Annotated in this window: 14 protein-coding genes; 3 read left to right on the top strand and 11 right to left on the bottom strand. The window is 66.7% G+C overall.

Translation table 11 applies throughout. From position 1 onward, the window contains the following. The first annotated feature begins 66 nt into the window (after positions 1–66). Positions 67–333 carry a succinate dehydrogenase assembly factor 2 gene (locus tag SJY41_RS04065; protein WP_380779280.1) on the top strand — a complete coding sequence of 89 codons (267 nt, stop codon included), beginning with the start codon at positions 67–69 and terminating at the stop codon, positions 331–333. Positions 334–450: 117 nt separating this feature from the next. Then, positions 451–3,921, top strand: a complete 3,471-nt coding sequence (gene mfd, locus SJY41_RS04060; RefSeq protein WP_380779279.1) for a transcription-repair coupling factor — start codon at positions 451–453, stop codon at positions 3,919–3,921. Between the two features lie 176 nt (positions 3,922–4,097). Here the strand turns inward: mfd and SJY41_RS04055 are convergent, their stop codons facing one another. The 5 genes from SJY41_RS04055 to SJY41_RS04035 all read right to left on the bottom strand — a co-directional run bounded on the left by SJY41_RS04055 (position 4,098) and on the right by SJY41_RS04035 (position 9,286). Continuing rightward, positions 4,098–4,724: a CC0125/CC1285 family lipoprotein gene (locus SJY41_RS04055; protein ID WP_353468224.1), complete on the bottom strand. Its 627-nt coding sequence runs from the start codon at positions 4,722–4,724 to the stop codon at positions 4,098–4,100. A gap of 123 nt (positions 4,725–4,847) precedes the next feature. Then, on the bottom strand, positions 4,848–5,264 hold the full coding sequence (locus SJY41_RS04050; protein ID WP_380779277.1) for a secondary thiamine-phosphate synthase enzyme YjbQ: 417 nt from the start codon (positions 5,262–5,264) through the stop codon (positions 4,848–4,850). A gap of 257 nt (positions 5,265–5,521) precedes the next feature. Beyond that, on the bottom strand, positions 5,522–8,260 hold the full coding sequence (secA, locus tag SJY41_RS04045; RefSeq protein WP_380779275.1) for a preprotein translocase subunit SecA: 2,739 nt from the start codon (positions 8,258–8,260) through the stop codon (positions 5,522–5,524). A gap of 99 nt (positions 8,261–8,359) precedes the next feature. Then, complete coding sequence (locus SJY41_RS04040) at positions 8,360–8,611, bottom strand: hypothetical protein (RefSeq protein WP_380779273.1); 252 nt, start codon at positions 8,609–8,611, stop codon at positions 8,360–8,362. 78 nt (positions 8,612–8,689) lie between these two features. Further along, on the bottom strand, positions 8,690–9,286 hold the full coding sequence (locus SJY41_RS04035; protein ID WP_380779271.1) for an energy transducer TonB: 597 nt from the start codon (positions 9,284–9,286) through the stop codon (positions 8,690–8,692). A gap of 45 nt (positions 9,287–9,331) precedes the next feature. On the opposite strand from SJY41_RS04035, the gene argJ reads away from it, so the two are divergent. Next, entirely contained in the window at positions 9,332–10,558 is a 1,227-nt protein-coding gene (gene argJ / locus SJY41_RS04030; RefSeq protein ID WP_380779269.1) for a bifunctional glutamate N-acetyltransferase/amino-acid acetyltransferase ArgJ, read from the top strand. A gap of 190 nt (positions 10,559–10,748) precedes the next feature. Here argJ and trxA read toward each other — a convergent pair whose 3' ends face one another. The 6 genes from trxA to tsaE form a co-directional block, all read right to left on the bottom strand. Beyond that, entirely contained in the window at positions 10,749–11,072 is a 324-nt protein-coding gene (trxA, locus tag SJY41_RS04025) for a thioredoxin TrxA (protein WP_380779267.1), read from the bottom strand. A 64-nt stretch (positions 11,073–11,136) separates the two neighbouring features. Then, the gene (gene addA, locus SJY41_RS04020; RefSeq protein ID WP_380779265.1) at positions 11,137–14,562 is read right to left on the bottom strand and encodes a double-strand break repair helicase AddA; all 3,426 of its coding nucleotides are present in this window, start codon (positions 14,560–14,562) and stop codon (positions 11,137–11,139) included. Next, positions 14,546–17,506 (bottom strand): double-strand break repair protein AddB, encoded by a 2,961-nt coding sequence (gene addB, locus SJY41_RS04015; RefSeq protein ID WP_380779263.1) that lies wholly within the window; start codon positions 17,504–17,506, stop codon positions 14,546–14,548. The genes addA and addB overlap by 17 nt, the downstream gene beginning before the upstream one ends. After that, positions 17,499–18,197: a nucleotidyltransferase family protein gene (locus tag SJY41_RS04010; protein ID WP_380784051.1), complete on the bottom strand. Its 699-nt coding sequence runs from the start codon at positions 18,195–18,197 to the stop codon at positions 17,499–17,501. Before SJY41_RS04010 ends, addB begins: the two co-directional genes overlap by 8 nt. Positions 18,198–18,250: 53 nt before the next feature. Then, the gene (locus tag SJY41_RS04005) at positions 18,251–19,231 is read right to left on the bottom strand and encodes an aminoglycoside phosphotransferase family protein (protein ID WP_380784050.1); all 981 of its coding nucleotides are present in this window, start codon (positions 19,229–19,231) and stop codon (positions 18,251–18,253) included. Continuing rightward, positions 19,228–19,677, bottom strand: coding sequence for a tRNA (adenosine(37)-N6)-threonylcarbamoyltransferase complex ATPase subunit type 1 TsaE (gene tsaE / locus SJY41_RS04000; protein WP_380779261.1), 450 nt, complete (start codon positions 19,675–19,677; stop codon positions 19,228–19,230). Before tsaE ends, SJY41_RS04005 begins: the two co-directional genes overlap by 4 nt. Positions 19,678–19,698: the final 21 nt, after the last annotated feature.

Raw genomic sequence — 19,698 nt, 5'->3', positions numbered from 1 at the left:
GGGTCCCTGCAAGTGTTTTGCCGGATGCCCGCCCGCGGTCGCCGGCCGTTCGTGTTTGGAGTTCCGATGGACCACGAGACCCGCCTCAAGCGCCTGAGCTTCCGCAGCTCGCATCGCGGCACGCGCGAGGCCGACATGATGATCGGCGGCTTCTTCGCGACCTATGGCCGGACGTGGACGCCGGAAGAGCTCGACTGGTTCGAGGCGCTGCTCGAGGAACAGGACGTCGACATCATGGGCTGGGCGATCGGCTCGATCGTCTGCCCGCCGGAGTGGGACGGGCCGATGATGCAGGCGATGCGCGACATCGATTACGTGACGGTCGTGAAGTAACATACTCCCTCTCCCCTTCGGAGAGAGGGTCGGGGTGAGGGGCAGCCGCAGACGCAGCGCCCGGAACAGCCCCTCACCCAACCCTCTCCCCGACGGGAAGAGGGCTTTAGGAAGCCAATGCCAGACCTGAAAACGATCCTTTCCGCGACGACCCCGCTGACGCTGTCGGGCGTGCCGTCCGGCTTCCAGCCGTCGCTGCTCGCCGACCTCGCTCGGGCCGCGAAGACCCGCGCGGTGTTCATCGCGCCGGACGATGCGGCGATGCGCGCGGTCGCCTCGACCGCGGCGTATTTCGCGCCCGATCTCGAAGTGCTGAGCTTCCCGGCCTGGGACTGCCTTCCCTACGACCGCGCATCGCCGACGCTCCGCATCATGGCCGAGCGTGTTGCCGCGCTGCAACGGCTGCAGGGCAAGCCCAAGGGTCCGCAGCTCCTGCTGACCACCGCCAACGCCGCGACGCAGCGTGTCCTCACCCCGTTCCGCATCCGTCAGCTCGTCGCGCGGCTCGCGCCCGGCGAACGGATCGGCCGCGACAAGCTCGCCATGCTGCTCCAGGCGAACGGCTATGTCCGCACCGACACCGTCCACGACCAGGGCGAGTACGCCGTGCGCGGCGGGATCGTCGATCTCTACCCGTCAGGCGAAGACCACGCGCTGCGCCTCGATTTCTTCGGCGACGAGATCGAGAGCGTCCGCACGTTCGACGCGGCGGACCAGCGCACCACCGGGCGGATCGACGGCTTCGTCCTGCTACCCGCTTCCGAAGCGCTGCTCGACGAGGACTCGATCAAGCGCTTCCGCACGCGCTACCGGGACGCGTTCGGCGCGACCGCGACCGGCGATCCGATGTACCAGGCGATCTCCGAAGGCCGGCGGATCGCGGGCATGGAGCATTGGCTGCCGCTGTTCGAGGAGAAGATGGCGACGCTGTTCGACCATCTCGGCGCTGACGACGTCGTGGTCCGCGATAGCGGCGTCGCGGCGGCGGTCGAAAGCCGGCTCGAATCGATCGCCGACTATTACGAGAACCGCAAGCGCGCCGAGGCCGCTCAACCCGGCAGCTATCGGCCGATGCCCGCCAAGGCGCTGTATCTCGACGCGCAGGAATGGTCGGGCGGAGTCGAGGCGTTCGCCGCGCACATCACCTCGCCGTTCCACGAACCGCCGAGCGACACCGTGCTCGACTTCGACGTCGACGGCCCACGCGACTTCGGTCCTGAGCGTGCCGCGCAAACGAACATCTACGAAGCCGTCGCGGATCACGTCGAGAAGCTGCGGAAACAGGGCCGGAAGCCGATCCTCGCCAGCTATTCGATCGGCGCACGCGAACGCTTGGGGAGCCTGCTCGCCGACCACGGCATGAAGGGCGGCAAGCACGCCGAGACCTGGCAGGAGGCGCTCGGCATCGCCGACACCGCGCGCAGCTTCGGCGTCGCGCTGATCGTCCTGCCGCTCGATCACGGCTTCACCGCCCCGGGGATCGCAGTCCTCACCGAGCAGGACATGCTCGGCGACCGCCTCGTCCACCGCAAGAAGCGCAAGAAATCCGCCGATGCGTTCCTGGCCGAACTCGCGACGCTGACGCCGGGCGATCTGGTCGTCCATACCGAGCACGGTATCGGGCGGTATGAGGGCCTGACCTCGATCCCCGTCGGCCAGAGCCCGCATGATTGCGTCGCGCTCAGCTATGCCGGCGGCGACAAGCTGTACGTGCCGGTCGAGAACATCGACGTCCTCTCGCGCTACGGTTCGTCCGAGGAAGGCGCGACGCTCGACCGTCTCGGCGGCGAAGGCTGGCAGCGTCGCAAGTCGAAGATGAAGGAGCGGATCCGCGAGATCGCCGGCGAACTCATCGCGACCGCCGCCGAACGCGCGCTGCATCCGGGCGACGTGCTCGAACCCGATGCGAGCGGCTACCCGAGCTTCGTCGACCGCTTCCCGTACGAGGAAACCGAAGACCAGGACCGCGCGATCGAGGACGTGCTCGGCGATCTCGCCGCGGGCAAACCGATGGATCGGTTGGTCGTCGGCGACGTCGGCTTCGGCAAGACCGAGGTCGCGTTGCGCGCTGCGTTCGTCGCGGCGATGGGCGGTAAGCAGGTCGCGATCGTCTGCCCGACGACGTTGCTCGCGCGCCAGCATTACAACAACTTCGTGAGCCGCTTCGAAGGCTTCCCGATGAACATGGGCCGCCTCTCGCGGCTCGTCACCGCGAGCGAGGCGAAGGCGACCAAGGAGGGGCTCGCGAACGGTACGATCGACGTCGTCATCGGCACGCATGCGCTGCTCGCCAAGAACATCGACTTCAAGCGGCTCGGGCTGGTCGTGGTTGACGAGGAGCAGCGCTTCGGCGTCACGCACAAGGAGCGGTTGAAGGCGCTGCGGGCGGACGTCCACATGCTGACGCTGACCGCGACGCCGATCCCGCGCACGCTGCAGATGGCGATGTCGGGCATTCGCGAGCTGTCGGTGATCCAGACCCCGCCGGTCGATCGCCTGGCGGTGCGAACGTACATCATGCCGTTCGATCCGGTCGTGCTGCGCGAAGCGTTGCTGCGCGAGCATTATCGTGGCGGGCAAAGCTTCGTCGTCACGCCGCGGGTTGCGGACTTGCCCGAGATCGAGGATTTCCTGCGCGAACAGGTGCCCGAGATCCGCTTCGTCGTCGCGCACGGCCAGATGTCGCCGACCGAGGTCGAGGAGCGCATGTCGGCGTTCTACGACAAGAAGTTCGAGGTGTTGGTCTCGACCACGATCATCGAGAGCGGGATCGACATCGCCTCCGCCAACACGATGATCGTCCACCGCGCTGACCGCTTCGGCCTTGCCCAGCTGTACCAGTTGCGCGGGCGCGTCGGTCGCTCGAAAACGCGCGCGTACGCGTATCTCGTGACGCCGCCCGAGCGGCAGATGACGGTGACCGCCGAGAAGCGCCTGAAGGTGTTGTCCGATCTCGATTCGCTGGGGGCTGGCTTCCAGCTGGCAAGCCACGATCTCGACATCCGCGGCGCTGGCAACATGCTCGGCGACGAGCAGACCGGGCATATCAAGGAGGTCGGGTTCGAACTCTACCAGGCGATGCTGGAGGAGGCGATCATGGACGCCAAGGCCGGCGGCATGACCTCGTCGCGGCCGCGCGATTTCTCGCCGCAGATCACGGTGGATGCGCCAATCCTCATCCCCGAGGATTACGTGCCCGATCTCGACCTGCGGATGGGGCTGTATCGTCGCCTCAACGATCTCGACGAGAGCCAGGAGATCGAGGCGTTCGCGGCTGAGATGATCGACCGCTTCGGCCCGCTGCCCGATGCTACCGAGAACCTGATCAAGGTCATCGAGATCAAGCTGAACGCCAAGAAGGCGTGCGTGTCGAAGATCGATGTCGGGCCGAAGGGCGTGCTGGTGTCGTTCCACGACGACAAGCCGCCGAACATCGACAAGTTGCTGGCCTATGTCGAGCGGCTGAACGGGGTTGCGCGGTTGCGGCCGGACAGCAAGCTGGTGTTGCAGCGGGCGTGGGGTGATCCGAAGGCGCGGCTGCACGGGGCGTTGCAGTTGTCGAAGGGGTTGGCGAAGGCTGCGGGGTGAGTTCTTAGCCCTCTCCCCTATGGGGAGAGGGTTGGGTGAGGGGCGCCGCTAGCGCTGCCCTCTACAACAGCGCCTCACCCCGGCCCTCTCCCCGGAGGGGAGAGGGAGCAGCGTAACAAAAAGGCCGGACTACCTTGAGGTAGCCCGGCCTTTTTACCGTTTCGAAATGTCGAAGGTTACTTCGGCAACACGACACTTGGTCCGATGCTGTCGACAACCTTCCGCGCATCGAACGCGCGGATGTTGTCGCGCGGGATCGGGCCCTTGCGCATCACGATCTCGGCGGTCGCTTCATACCGATCGATCGTGCGGACGTCGAAGTCGTTGCCCCATGGGCCACCACCGAAACCGCCATAGCCGCCGCCGAACCCACCACCGAAGCCGCCGTAAGGGCTCCAGTTGCGCCAGCCGAAGCCGCGGCCGTAATAGCGCCACGACGGCCCCCAATAGCCGCCGAAGCCGCCATACCCGAACCCGCCGCCAATGCCCGGCGTCGAATAGGTACGCGACTGGAGGTTGGTGTCGCGATCGGCCATCAGGTAATAGTCATAGCCGTTCTGCAACGTCAGCTCGGCCGCGCGGAAGAACAGGTAACGCTCGACGGTATCGCGCGACGTGACGCTGTTGCCGGCGAAGCTGACAAGGAAGCGACCGGGCTCGACCTGGCGGTCGCTATAGCCGGTGCGGTTGAACCCCTGACCCGTCGCGGGTCGATAAGCGGTCTCGGTCGCGCATCCGGCCAGCAGCAGCGCGCCCGTTGCGAGCGCTGCGAATGCGACCTTGCGACCCGGTGTCTTGAACATGGTCTAGTCTCCGTTCGCGGCGAATGCGGCGAAACGCCGCTTATTAGCCGTCAGTGGTGGAACGGTTGATGAACGACATCGCTCCAATGCGCCACCTAGCTGACGCATTTTTCATAATCTGGGTCAGTCGCCGATGACGTGAAGCGCCAGAGTGCGACGATGTGGGCGGCGGCGGTGCTCGAAGAGATAGATGCCCTGCCATGTACCGAGTGCGAGTCGGCCGTCGATCAGCGGGATCGAGAGCTGGACCTGGGTGAGCGCGGTGCGGAGATGGGCAGGCATATCGTCCGGGCCCTCGTCGTCGTGAAGATACTCACGCGATTCAGGAGCTATGCGGGCGAAATAGGCTTCGAGGTCGGTGCGGACCTCGGGTGCTGCGTTTTCCTGGATCAGGAGCGAAGCCGAGGTGTGGCGGCAGAAGATTGTCAGCAGGCCTTCGGTCAGGCGCTGTTCGCGGGTCCAGCGGGAGATCTGGTCGGTGACATCGACGAGGCCTTGGCGGGTGGTTTCGATCGCTAGGATGGTGGAGGCTTGACGCATTGGGTCCTAACGATCGGTCGGGAGGGGTTGCTCCGATGTTTACCGGCGACGGACGGGGGTCCGAGAGTCCTATGTCCCATCGCCGGTAGCTTGGACTCCCGCCTTCGCGGGAGAACTGAGGGGCATATCTACCACCCCGGCGAAGGCCGGGGCCCAATTGGGGGACGTTGCTAACGACGGACGCGCTTCGTTACCTCAACCTTGCCGATTGGGCCCCGGCCTCCGCCGGGGTGGTAACGCTTGGTAAGCTCAGCGCCTCAAACCGCGCCGTGGCACTGCTTGTACTTGCGCCCCGACCCGCAGGGGCACGGCGCATTGCGGCTTACCACACCCTCCCAGTTCGCCGGGTCCTCGCCGATGTCGCCCGCCTGCGGCTGCGGGATCTGCAGCGGCGGCATCGTCGAGGTGATGTGCCCCCGCGTGCCACCATCGAAGTCATTCGAATCGTCCTCACCCGTGAACGGGTCGAAATGCGTCGTGATGAAGTCCGGCAGTTCGGGCAGCCCGACCGGCGCCTGCATCTGGAACTGCGCATGCGCGATCGTCTTGGTGACATCCTCGCGGATCGTCTCGAGCATGCGCTGGAACAGCGAGAATGCCTCCTGCTTATACTCGTTGATCGGCGTCTTTTGCGCATACGCGCGCAGATGGACGACCTGACGCAGCGCGTCGAGCGTCGCCAGATGCTCCTTCCAGTGATGATCGAGGTTCTGCAACAGGATCGACTTCTCGACCGACGTCCACGTCTCCGCATCCAGATCGGCGGACTTCTGCGCGATCGCCTCGTCGGCCATCGTGCGGATCCGCTCTTCCAGAACCTCGGGATCGACCGACTCTTCCAGCAACCATGCGTCGATCTGCGGCTCGAGGTTCATCACCTCGGCGAGCCGTGTCTTCATCCCCGCGACGTCCCACTGCTCGGGATACGAGTTGGGCGGGCACGCATCGCCGACGATGACGTTGACCGTCTCCGCCCGCATGTCGGTCACCACGTCACCGACCGTATCGGCATCCATGATGTCCGCGCGCTGCTCGTAGATGACCTTGCGCTGCTCGTTCATCACGTCGTCATACTCGACGACCTGCTTGCGGATGTCGTAGTTGCGCGCCTCGACCTTCTTCTGCGCGGTCTCGATCGCCTTGCTCAGCCACTTGCTGCCGATCGCCTCGCCGTCCTCGATATTGTTGCGCATCATCTTGGCGAACAGCGTGTCCGGCCCGAAGATTCGCAGAAGATCGTCGTCGAGGCTGAGATAGAAGCGCGACAGGCCCGGATCGCCCTGACGACCCGAGCGCCCACGCAGCTGGTTGTCGATGCGCCGGCTCTCGTGACGTTCGGTGCCGAGCACGAACAGGCCGCCCGCGGCGAGCACCGCCTGCTTCTCCGCCTCGATCTCGATCGTGATCCGCTTCGCCGCTTCGTCATACTCGGGCGTACCCTCGACCAGTTCGGGATGCTCGTCGAGCATGCGGAATTCGAGGTTCCCGCCGAGTTTGATGTCGGTGCCGCGGCCCGCCATGTTGGTCGCGATCGTCACCGCGGACTTGCGGCCGGCCTGCGCGACGATGTGCGCCTCCATCTCGTGGAAGCGCGCGTTGAGCACCTTGTGATCGACGTTCTCGCCGACCAGGAACTCGCTCAGCATCTCGGACTTCTCGATCGACACGGTGCCGACCAGCACCGGCTGGCCGAGGTCCGCGTGATGCTTGATCTTCTTGGCGATCGCCGCGAACTTGTCCTTGGTGTCCTTGTAGAACTCGTCTTCCTCGTCGACGCGTTTGACCTCGACGTTGGTCGGGATGCTGACGACGTTGATCTTGTAGATGTCGTAGAACTCGGCCGCCTCGGTCGCCGCGGTGCCGGTCATGCCGCCGATCTTGGGGTACATGCGGAAATAGTTCTGGAACGTGATCGAGGCCATCGTCTGATTCTCGGGCTCGATCTGGACGCCCTCCTTCGCCTCGACCGCCTGGTGCAGACCGTCCGACCAGCGCCGGCCGTCCATCATGCGACCGGTGAACTCGTCGATGATGATGACCTTGCCGTCCTTGACGATGTAGTCGATGTCCGACTTGAACATCACGATCGCGCGCAGCGCCTGGTTGAGGTGATGCACGACCTGCGTGTTCTCGAAGTCGTACAGGTTCTGCCCCTCGAGCAGCCCCGCCGCCTCGAGCATCCGCTCGACCTTCTCGGTGCCGTCCTCGGTGAGGATGATCGTCTTCTGCTTCTCGTCCTTGTCGTAGTCGATCGGATCGAGCTGCTTCACGACCGCGTCGACCTGCATGTAGAGCTCGGACTTGTCGTCGGTGGGCCCCGAGATAATCAGCGGCGTGCGGGCTTCGTCGATCAGCACTGAATCGACCTCGTCGACCACCGCGAAGTTGAACGCGCGCTGCGTCATCGCGCTGCGCTCGTACTTCATGTTGTCGCGTAGGTAATCGAAGCCGAACTCGTTGTTGGTGCCGTAGGTGATGTCCGCAGCATAGGCGGCGCGGCGTTCCTCGTCGGACAGGTTCGGGATGATGACGCCGATCGTCATGCCGAGGAAGGTGTAGACCTGCCCCATCCACTCGGCGTCGCGCGCCGCGAGGTAGTCGTTGACGGTGACGACGTGGACGCCGTCGCCGGGCAGCGCGTTGAGATAGGTCGCGAGCGTGGCGACGAGCGTCTTGCCCTCGCCGGTGCGCATCTCGGCGATCTCGCCGCGGTGGAGGACGATGCCGCCGACCATCTGGACGTCGTAATGGCGCTGGCCGAGCACGCGGTGGGCCGCTTCACGGACGGTCGCGAACGCCTCGGGAAGGAGGTCATCGAGCTTTTCGCCCTCTGCAAGGCGCGCGCGGAACTTGACGGTCTGCGCCGAGAGTTCCTCGTCGGACATCGCCTGGAGCGACGGCTCGAACGAGGCGATCTTGGCGAGGATCGGGTTGAGCGACTTGACGTAGCGGTCGTTGGACGAACCGAACAAGGATTTGGCGAGGCCACCGAACATGGGCTGATTTCCTGAATTTGAGACGCGGCGGCACACGGTGGGTGCACGCGGAAGCGGATCGCTCGGATCCAAAGGCTACGATAAGGTCAGGCCAAGACGCTATTCGCGGCGGCGCTCGGCCCATAGGGGAAGCGAGGCGACGGCGATGGTGCGCAACGCGCTGGCGACCGCGACCTGAAGCAGCGCGGGAAGGCCAGATACAGGCCTTATCAAGATCTTGGCCGGCGTTGCTGCTATCGACTGCGAGCAGACGCTGCCTTGTGCCACGGCCTGTGCCGACTGACCACGCACGCCGGGCACCACGCCGGTCAGTGCGGAGAGCAGGGCAGAGAGGAGAAGCAGAAGGTTCATGCGGAATCGGACATAGGGTGCGTGACGCAGATCGTCCAATCGAAAACCGCGCGGTATCAGGCGTTAGACGGCTGGGGCTTATTGTGCCCGAAACGTTACGATGACGGAGCGGACTGCAAGTGGCGTACTGCCGTTTCTTGTGATGGGCGGCGCTATCGCTATCGTAGCGATAGCTTGGCGGCACGCTACCGAGTCCGCTCCTGTATTGCCGGTGCTATTTTCGATCTTGCACCGAACGATGTGGCCGGATGGGCCGAACACCGCCTGCAACATGGCAGGATTGGCATACCCTGGAGGAATATTTTGCGTCATCAGTGTCAAGTCCATGATCGTACGAGGCTGGTCGGCACCCACTCCCCACGAGACCGCACGGTAATAAACTCCCTTAATCGATCGACCGGTGTCGTCGGTTGCCGGCGCAAAACGACCACGCCGACGTATCGCTCCGCACGTCGCACTATCCAGACTCGCGAAATGCGAGCTCTCCACGACGTCGCATCCAGTGACACGGCCGTCCTCAGCGACCGAGACAGCAGCCGTGACAATACCGGTCTGTGCGTTTCGCAGCGCTTCCTGTGGATAATCGTCCAGCTGAACCGATTCATCCGTGTTGATCGGACGAGGGTCCGTAGCTGCAGCAGACACCAATTGAAGGGCTATGGCGATCAGCAGCATCCAGGGCACTTTCGAAACAGGGTATCTCCAGTCTATGGCGACCAAATGACCGAGTCCACATCTCCCCTCGCCCTGCCCTTCCCCGCCGCGCCCGCGATCGACGGGGTCGCGCTGCATGTCGCGCGGGCGGCGTACAAGACGTGGGATAGGTGCGACCTGACGTTCGTGACGCTGGAGCCTGGGACCGTTGTCGCGGGGGTGCTGACGCAGAGCAAATGCCCGTCGCCCGAGGTGGAGTGGTGCCGCGCAGCGCTGACGCTGGGCCAGGCTCGGGCGCTCGTCGTGAATGCCGGAAACTCCAACGCCTTTACCGGATCGCGCGGGCGCGCGGCGGTCGAGGCGATTGCCGCGCGGACAGCGGCGCATCTCGGGTGCCAGCCTTCGGACGTGTTCGTCTCCTCGACCGGCGTGATCGGCGTGCCGTTGCCGATCGACAAGGCTGAAGCTGGGCTCGACGCAGCTTTTGCCGCGGAGCCCTGTGGCTGGGAAGATGCCGCGGCGACGATCATGACCACCGACACCTTTACCAAGGGCGCGGTGACGACGGCGGTGATAGGTGATCGCACCGTCACGCTGGTGGGTATCATCAAGGGTTCGGGGATGATCGCGCCGGACATGGCGACGATGCTCGGTTTCATCTTCACCGATGCCGCGGTCGAGCCGGAATTCCTGCAAGCCGCGCTGTCGAAGGCGAACGCGCCGAGCTTCTCGTGCATCACAGTCGACAGCGATACCTCGACCAGCGACACCGTGCTGGCGTTCGCGACCGGCAAGGCTGGTAACGCAGCGTTGGTGGATGACGACAGCGTAGGCGCGGATGCCTTCCGCGCGGCCTTGGCGGACCTTTGCCACCAACTCGCGATGCTCGTCGTTCGCGATGGCGAGGGCGCGCAGAAGCTGATCCAGATCGAAGTGATGGGCGCCGACAGCGACCGCAGCGCGCACCGCATCGCGATGAGCATCGCTAACTCGCCGCTGGTGAAGACCGCGATCGCCGGCGAGGACGCGAACTGGGGGCGTGTCGTCATGGCGGTCGGGAAGGCCGGCGAACCCGCCGACCGGGATACTCTGTCGATCCGGTTCGGGAATACACAGGTTGCGGAGGGCGGCCTCGCACTTAGCGGCTACGACGAAGCACCGGTCGCCGCGCATCTCAAGGGCCACGAAATCGAGATCGGCGTCGATCTCGCGCTGGGCGTAGGCCGCGCGACCGTGTGGACCTGCGACCTGACGCACGGCTATATCTCGATCAACGCCGACTATCGGAGCTGAGTTCTGCGGCGACTGATCTCCGACCAATCGCTGACTGATCAACTGCCTCTAAGTCATCCCCTACCTCGCCTTAAAACCGTCACCCTAGCGAAAGCTGGGGTATCCCGGTTGGCGAGTGGAGCGGCTCGAACGGGGATATCCCAGCTGTCGCTGGGATGACGGGTGGGGTGATGTCCCCACCCGTCAGCGCTTAAGCGAGCTCGCCCTCGAGCCAAGCTTTCAGCTGCCCCTTGGGTGCAGCGCCGACCTTCGTCGCAGCTGGCACGCCGCCCTTGAACAGGATCATCGTCGGGATCCCGCGCACGCCGTATTTGCCGGGCGCATCGGGGTTCTCGTCGATGTTGATCTTGGTGATCGTCACCTTCTGGCCGAGCTCGTCGGAAAGTTCCTCCAGCGACGGCCCGATCATCTTGCACGGGCCACACCATTCCGCCCAGAAATCGACGAGCACGGGGCCATCTGCGTTCAGTACGTCCGCATCGAAGCTGGCATCGGTGATATGCTTGGTCGCCATCGTGAATTCTCCTTGGTTGTTTGGTATCTAAGGTCGCACACGTGTGCGCTCAACCACCGGGCCGCTAGCTTTGCTCCGTGGGCCGATAGCGCGGCTTGTTCGCGGCGAGTGCATCCTCGGTCAACGCGATCAACCGTGGTCCCGCTGTGTAGAGCAACGCCGCTTCGACCACGCGCCCCGGGAAGATCACCGTCAGCGCCTCGGCATAGGCCGCGATCTGTTTCAGGTGATAGTCCGGCACGTCGTCCAGCCCGGTCGGCGCACGCCGCCCGGTCTTGAAGTCGACCACGCGAATGCGGTCGGTCTCGATCAGCAAGCGATCGACGGTGCCCGACACGACGATGCCGTTTGCCAGGGTAGCCGCGATCGGCGCCTCGGCAAGCGTGTCCGGGCCGAACAAATCGCCGAGCTTCGGATCGTCGAGCACGGACAGCACGCTCCGGACGATTTCCGCGCGGGCCGGCGCGTCCTCGACGCCGCCAGCCTTGGCCAGCCAGCGATCCGCGGCATCGGCGCGCTCTGCCGCCGCGACTGCGGGTAGCCGCTCGAACAGCGCATGGATCAGTCGCCCCCGCTCGGCCGCAACCCGCATCGCCGGCGTAGGCGGCGGATCGGACACCGCATCCTCGCCCAGCGCCGACGGTGACAGGGGGCGAGGTGGACGCGCCTCGTGCGGCGCCGGTTCGTGCGCCCAGGCCGGCAGATGCGCGTTCTCCACCTCCCGGACCGACGCCGCAGGTTTCGCCACCACGGCGGGCTGAGGCTCGACCCCTGCGAAGATCCGCTGGCCGTCGCCTGCCTCGACGCCGAGCGCCGTCAGCGCGCGGTCTGCCGCCGCGTACCAGCTATGCTCCGGTGGCACGCCTTTCGCGCGGGGCCCTAGTGCGCCGGCGATCACCAGCCGCTCCTCCGCGCGCGTCGCAGCGACATAGAACAGCCGCCAATGCTCCTCCAGCTCGCGCTGCTCGGCGGCCGACACGACCACATCGAGCGGGCCGCCCCGTTCGGCCGAGCGCGGACGAAACACCGGGATCGGTGCCGCCCCGGGCTCGGGCGCCCATTTCAGGATCGAGCGCGGCGCCGCCGACGGATCGGCGGTCGCATCCGCGAGGATCACCAGCGGCGCCTGCAAGCCCTTTGCGCCGTGTGCGGTCATCACGCGCACCGCATCGAGTGGCGCCGACGGATCGCGGACGATCTCCACGTCGCCGCGATCGAACCAGTCGAGGAAGCGCTGCAACGACGGCGTCGTCGTACTTTCGAAGGTCAGCGCGGCGTTGAGCAGCTCCTCGATCGGATCGCGCGCCTCGGTCCCTAGCCGCCGGATCAGTTTCCGGCGGCCATCGAGCGGTCCCGACAAGAGTTCCTCCAGGAACTGGTACGGCGTGGCGATGTCGGCGCGTGCGAGCATCGCGAGCAACGGCGCCAGCCGCTCGGCCGGCTGCGTGCGCTGCAAGTGCCGCCACAACGGCCCCGCCTCGCGCGGCGCCGCCGCCATCAGCTCGTCCTGCGTCCACCCGATCAGAGGCGACACGAGCAACGCCGCGACGCTCAAATCGTCCTCGGGCTGCAACACAAAGCGGATCGTCGCGAGCAGGTCCTGCACTGCCAGCGGCGCGTTCAGCCGCAGGCGATCGACGCCTGCCACCGGCACGCCCTCGGCATAGAGCCGCGCGACGATCAGCGAAGCGAGATCGCCGCGCCGCTTGACGAGGATCATGATGTCCTCGGGCCGGAGCGGACGCCCTTTGCTCTCCAGCATCAGTCCGTCGGCGATCCAGCCTTTCACGGCGCGCGCGATGGTCCGCGCCGTCTCGCGCACCGCATCGTCGACCCAGCCCTCTTCGTCCTCTTCCGCGCCGCCTGCCGATATCGTCGGCCACAGTGTCACCGTGCCGGGCCCGGCAACCTCGCTCGCGTGGCGTTCGACCTCGCCCGCGATACCCAAGCCCGGTTCGCCGATTGCATCGATCGCGGCATCGACGAACTCCAGCACGGTCCGCGTCGACCGGAACGAGTGGCGTAGCGACAGCCGCGCGAGCGGAAGCCCTTTTTCTTCCTCGGGCCAATCGTCATCACCAAGAGCCTCGCTCGCACGCCCGCCGAAATACTGCTCGGCTGCCTGGAAGTTGAGCGGATCGGTCCCCTGGAAGCCGAAGATCGCCTGCTTGTAGTCGCCGACCGTGAACAGGGTGCGCGTCGATGGCGCATAGATGCCGCGGCCGACGAAGAACTCGTCCGCCAGCGCGCGGACGATCCGCCATTGGTGGCCGTTGGTGTCCTGCGCTTCGTCGATAAGCAGGTGTTCGGTCGCCTGGTCGAGCTTGTAGCGCACCCACTCGCCGATCCCCGGCTGGTCGAGCAGCGCCACCGTCGTCGCGATCAGGTCGTCGAAATCGACCGCCCCTGCGCGCCGCTTGGCGAGAGCATAGGCTCGTGCATAGTCACGCCCAACCTCAAGCCCGTCGGCCAGCAGGTCGCAATAGGTCGCGCGCTGGACCATCGACAGCACGTCGGTGCACGCCTCGCCCAGATCGCTGGCGAGAACCTCGTAGTCGGGCTCGGCATCGATCAGCTTCTTCGACGCTTTACGCTGCGTGCCCGTGCCGGTCAGCACGACGCTGGCGAGCTCGTCCAACGTTGCCGCGCGGTCCTCGGAGTCGAGCCAACGCTGCACGGTCGCCGCGGCAGCCTGCCCGGTTGCCGTTCCCCAGGCGCGATTGGCCGCGGCAATCCGCGCGATCGCGTCGAGATCGAGCGCGTCGCACCATTCCGCGATTGCCTCGTCGATATCGCCGGACGGCAGCCCGAGTTCGCGGCGGAGCCATGGCTGGATCCCGACCGGCAGCGCCTCCAGAGCCGGCAGCGCACGCGCACAGGCGAGCAGGAACGCCTCTGCCCCGCCCTCGCCCATCCGTAGCGACAAGCGCCCGACGATCTCGACCGGGCGTTCGCGTCCTTCGCGCTCGGCGTCCGACAGCATCGTCGCCAGAGCCTCGCGGGCGAGGCCCGCCTCTTCGCGCGCTTCCAGTGGTCGGAAGCCCGGCGTCAGCCCGGCCTCGACCGGAAACGCGGCCAGCAATCCCTGGCAGAAACCGTGGATCGTCTGGATGCGGAGCCCCCCGCCGGGCGCATCGAGCACCTTGGCGAACAAGGTGCGCGCGCGGTCCTGCAGCGCCTGTACCGGGCTTTCGCCTAGCGCGATCAGGTCTGCCGCGAGCGCCGGCGCGGGCATCCGCACCCACGCCGCTAGGCGCCCGTTGATGCGCTGCGCCATTTCCGCCGCGCCAGCCTTGGTGAAGGTCAGGCAGAGGATCGCGCCGGGATCGACACCGCGCAGCAGCAGTCGGAACACGCGGGCCGCCAGCACCTGCGTCTTGCCCGTGCCGGCTGACGCGGACAGCCAGACGTGCGAGGCGGGGTTGCTCGCATCGGCCTGCGCGCCCCTCAACCGGGGCAGCGTGGCGAGTGCGTCACCGCTCACGGCCATACCATTCGTCGCGTCGCATCAACTGATCATACTCGGCATAGGGGGCGTATTCGGGAACGAGCTTGGCAGTGAAGGCCTCTGCACCAGTCAACCATTTGCCCGCGACTTCGGTGAAATTGTGCGCGGCGATGGCGGTGAAGTCGGCGGTAGGGATCTTGTCGCGCTTGCCCTCGGGGTCGACCGGGCTCTCGATATAGCCGAACGCGTCGCGCTTCTTGCCGAGCGACCAATATTCGAACGCGCCCGCGGTGCCGCGCACGTCCTCGAAACCACCGCGCTCGGCGATCAGGCCGAGCAGCCCGAGCTGCAGGCTATAACCCGCGCGGACTGCGGTCGGCGAAGGGGGCTTGCCGGTCTTGTAGTCGATCACCGCGAGGCGCCCGTCGGGCAGCTTGTCGATCCGGTCGTAGCGCCCTGACAGCGTCACCCCCACGATCTCGATCTTGCCCTTGCCCTCGGCGCTGGCGACCGTGCGGCCATCCTCGCCTTGCGCGACTATGGCACCTGCAATCCAGTCGATCGCCTCCAGCAACCGCGGCTGCCACAGCGCGCGCATCATCGGATGCGTCCGCTCGTCATCGAGCATCGCCTTCGCACGCAGCCGCAGCGTGTCGACGGTGCAGTTGTCCTGCTTCCACCATTGCTCGAGGATGTCGTGCACCGCGGTCCCTCGCCAGGCCGCGCTGGGGTCGGCATCGACCGGGTCAAGCGGCATCAGGCCCAGCACGCGGCGTGCGTAGAAGGCGTAGGGATCGGCCTTCAGGCGATCGACCTCGGTGACCGAGATCACCTTGGGGCGCAGCAGCGCTGGCGGCGACGGTGCGGGACGATCCACTGGCAGATGCTCTCCCGGATCGTCGAGCGCTCGCGTCCAGCCTTCCAGCGCAGATGCCCGCTCGAACCGATCACCTGCGAGCGCCTGCAACCGCAGCCAGAGCCGCGAGGCCAAAGCCGGCGACTTCGCATCCCGCCGTGCCCGCGTGACGACCGCACGCGGTGCGCCGAGCGCCTGCGCGAAATCGTGCGCAGCAGTGCCGACACGCCGTTCCAACCCCGGCAGGCCAAGCTCCATGCGGATACGCGGCGCCAGCCAGGGATCGGGCGCAGGCCGCCCCGGCCACACCCCTTCGTTCAGACCACCAAGCACCATGACGTCGGCGGTCTGCAACCGCGCCTCGATCAGGCCGTAGATCGCGAGACGTGGGTGGCCGCCCGGCGCCGGCCGGACCGCGACCTCGTCGAGCAATGTCCGCAACAATTGCGGCAGTTCCCGCGGATCGATCCGCGGGGGTCCGGCCGGCGCTTCAGCTTCGAGATCGGCGAGGAACTCCGCCGCGGCACGCCCCGCGAGCCCCGACCAGAGGTTATCACCGCACAGGGTTTGCGCCGTTTCGCGCAGGCACGCGAGGACCGACGTCAAGGGCTGCGGCCCCTGATCGAACGCCGCTGCGATCGGCGTCAGCAATGGCTGCACGTCCACCCACCACGTCGTCGCCGTCCCCTTGCGCTCCGCCAGATGTCCAGCGATCCCCTCGAGCCCCGCCGCCGGCCGAGGCCCGCGCAATCGGCGGTCGAGCGCGCGTGCACCGTCGAGCCACAACAGCCGGTCCTCGCCCGCGCGCACCAGCGGATGCTTCAGAAGCGCCAGCAATGCGAGCGGCGAGAAGCGCTGCGCCGCCGCTTCGGCCAGCGCGAGCAGCAACGTCCCCGGCGGGAGGATCGACAAGGGCCGGCCTGCACTGTCATCGATGCCGATGCCCCAGCGCCCCAGATGCGCCGCCACCCGCCGCGCCAGGGCGCGGTCTGGTGTGACCAGCGCAGCGGTCCGCTCCGGCACTTCCAACGCTTCACGCAGGACGAGCGCAATTGCCTGAGCCTCTTCCGCCGGCGTCGCAAGTTCGGCCGCCGTCACACCCTTCAACCGGCGATCTTCCGCCGCGATCTGCGTCCACTTGCCGGTGAAATCCGCGGGCGCCAGCGCGTTGGCGATCGCCCGGCCGCGCGCGGCGTCGGCGTCGTGCCCGCCACCTTCGCGCCATGTCTGCACCTCGCCGCGTGCGACCCCCATGCGCAGGAGCATCAGCTTGGCATCGAACTGCGGATGCGTTTCGATCGACCGCCGCGTGAGACCGGTCACGGGGTTGGGATCATGCGGCCCGAGTGCGTCCCATTCCTCGTCCGGTAGCGCGAGGTCGAGCCCGGCGAACACGACCATGCCCTGCGGCATGTCGGCGATGCAGCGGAGCAGACGCGCGACCGCTGGCGCGGAATCGGTCACGCCCGCCGCGCAGACGATCCCGGGGGGTGGCGCACTCCGCCAGCGCTGGGCGAGCCGGTCGAGCAATGCCGAGCGCCGCGTCGCCGCGTCGATCCGTTCCAGCCGCGCCAGTTCGCCCGGCCAGCGTTGCAACACGATTTCGAACGTCGCCAGTGCGCGCCGCCAATGCTCGGTCAGTTCGGGTCCAAGCTCGATATCGCGCAATCGGGTCGGCGGCACTTCCTCGACCAGCAACTGATCGAGCGTCCGCGCGAGTTCGCCTGCGAGCCGCACCGCCTCCGCCGCATCGACCGGATGGCCGTCGCGGGCGCGTTCCTCCGACACCAGCCGCGCGAGGATCATCCGTCGCTGATAGGGTGGCACCGCGGGTAGCGGCGGGTCGACATCGTCCGCCGGATCAAGCGCGGCACCGACCGCCTCGCCCATCTCCGGATCGCCCAGCGGCACCAGCCGCGGCAGGACAAGGCCGCCGCCACTGCCGCGCACGAACGCTTCGGTCACCGCCTTTACGGCGCGGTTGTTCGGCAACACCACCAGCGCGCGGGCCAGCGCCAGTGGATCACGCCCCGCCCGCCGCGTCAGTCCTGCGACCAGCGCATCGGCGAACGCCCGGTGTGCAGGAATGGTGAACACCGTCGGGCGCGCGGCTCCTTCCGGGTCAGCCACGGGCAAGGATCGCCTCGGTCTTCGGGATCGCCGCCGGTGTCCCGACGTCGAACCAAAGCCCCTGATGGACCTGGCCATATGCGCGCCCCGCCGCAATGGCGCGATCCCAGAACAGATTCGTCGAGAACGGCCCCTCCGGCCAGTCGACGATCACGCGCGGATGCAGGATCTGGATACCCGTAAAGGCGAATGGCGCGACGCGGCCCGGCTTGCGCCGCGCCACGATCCGCCCGTCGCTGCCGAGATAGAAATCACCCATGCCGCCATGGTTGTGCGCGCGGGCGAGCGGCACCATCAACAACAGCGCATCCATGCTGGCGTCGTCCCAGCGCGACGCGAGCAGCCGGATGGTATCCATCGGCCCGTCGATCCAGAGATTGTCGCTGTTGACGACAAGCACCGGGCCATCGCCGAGCAGCGGCCGCGCCTGGACCAGCCCGCCACCCGTCTCCATCAACCGCGTGCGCTCGTCGGAGACCACGACCTCCATCCCCTCGAACCGATCGGTCACATGCGCCTCCAGCGTGTCCGCCAGGTAATGCACGTTGACGATCGCGCGCTTGATACCGGCCGCCTGCAATCGCTCGAAGACGTGATCGATCAATGGTTTGCCCGCGACCTCCACCAGCGGCTTGGGTCGCGTCGCGGTCAGCGGCCGCATCCGCTTGCCGAGCCCCGCCGCCATCACCATCGCCGTCCCGGGCACGACACCGTGCGGCACAGGTCGTACCTTGTGCTGGCGCGTCACGCCGCGATAGCCAGCGGATCGCCGCGCAACGCAGGCGGCACGTTCGCCGCGAACCAGGCCGCCACCGGTGCGAGCACCGGCTGCGCCAGATCGCGCTCCAGATAAGCCCAGACGCGCGGGCACATAGTCGCATAATGCGGCTTGCCGTCGCGCTTCCAGAGGCGGGTGAAGATGCCGAGGATCTTCGCATTCCGCTGCGCGCCGAGTACGTGGTACGCGTTCATGAACGCCGCGTTCGCCTCGGTGGCGGCACGATACCGGTCGAGCATCGCGGCCTCGACCGACGGATCAACGGTGCGCCGCGCATCCTGCAGCAGCGACACCAGATCATAGGCGGGATGCCCGGCCAGCGCGTCCTGGAAATCGAGCAGCCCGAGTGAACGCTCCGGCCCGACCAGCATCAGATTCTCGGCGTGATAATCGCGCAGCACGGTGATGGGCGTCTCGGCGATCGCATGATCGAACACAGCCTCCCACGCCGCGTTCCAGCCCGCGAGATCGGGCTCGATGCCGACCGCCGGGCAATACCATTCGATGAACAGCCCCGCTTCGCGTTTCAGGACAGCGCGATCATAGGGAGGGACCGGTCCGGCCGGCTCGGCGCGCAACCGCACCAGCAGGTCGATCGCCGGCGCATAGAGCGAAAGCTCGTCTTCCGGTGCCGCATCGACCGCTTCGCGCAATCGATCGTCGCCGAAATCCTCGATCAGCACGAGCCCCTGATCGAGGTCGCACGCGAGGATCGCTGGTGCCGCGAAGTCGCGTTCGACCAGCCACTCGGCGATGGCGATGAACGGCCGCGGATCCTCGTGCGGCGGCGGCGCGTCCATCAGGATTGCCTGGCGCCCCCCCGCTTCGGCGGCTTGGATCGCGCGAAAATAGCGCCGGAACGACGCGTCGCCTGCGACCGGGAGGATCTGCGCCCCACCCCAGCCATGAGCATCGAGAAAAGCGGCGGCGCCGGGCGGCGGGGTCATGTCGGCCATCGCGACCTCCAAGCTTCCGGCACTCCCACTGTCAAGCCGCGCGTGCCATCGGGCTCGATCGTCAGGCTCAACCGAAGCGCATCCGGCCAATGATCGGGGCCCGCGCGTTCCGGCCACTCGACTAGCAGCAATGAATCATAGCGTGCGTCGTCGAGCGCCAGTTCCTCGATCTCGGTGGGATCGTCGATGCGGTACAGATCGACGTGCATCACGGGGAAGCGGACCTCCGGCGGCTCGTAGGGCTGGACGATCGCAAAGCTCGGCGACGGTGCCTCGCCGACGAGCCCGAGCGCGGCGAGAAGACCGCGCGCGACACTGGTCTTTCCCGCGCCGAGTGTGCCTTCGAGCGTAATCACATCTCCGGGCTGGACGAGTGCTGCAAGCCTCGCTCCGAAGACTTCGGTCGCTTGCGGATCGGGTAAGCGGATCACGCGCATGAGCCCTCTCCCCTCCGGGGA

Origin of the sequence: Sphingomonas sp. R86520, assembly GCF_042466285.1 — a bacterium.
Lineage (GTDB): Bacteria > Pseudomonadota > Alphaproteobacteria > Sphingomonadales > Sphingomonadaceae > Sphingomonas.
Note: the sequence above shows the minus strand (reverse complement) of the source record. Positions and strands in the feature narration are given on the sequence as shown.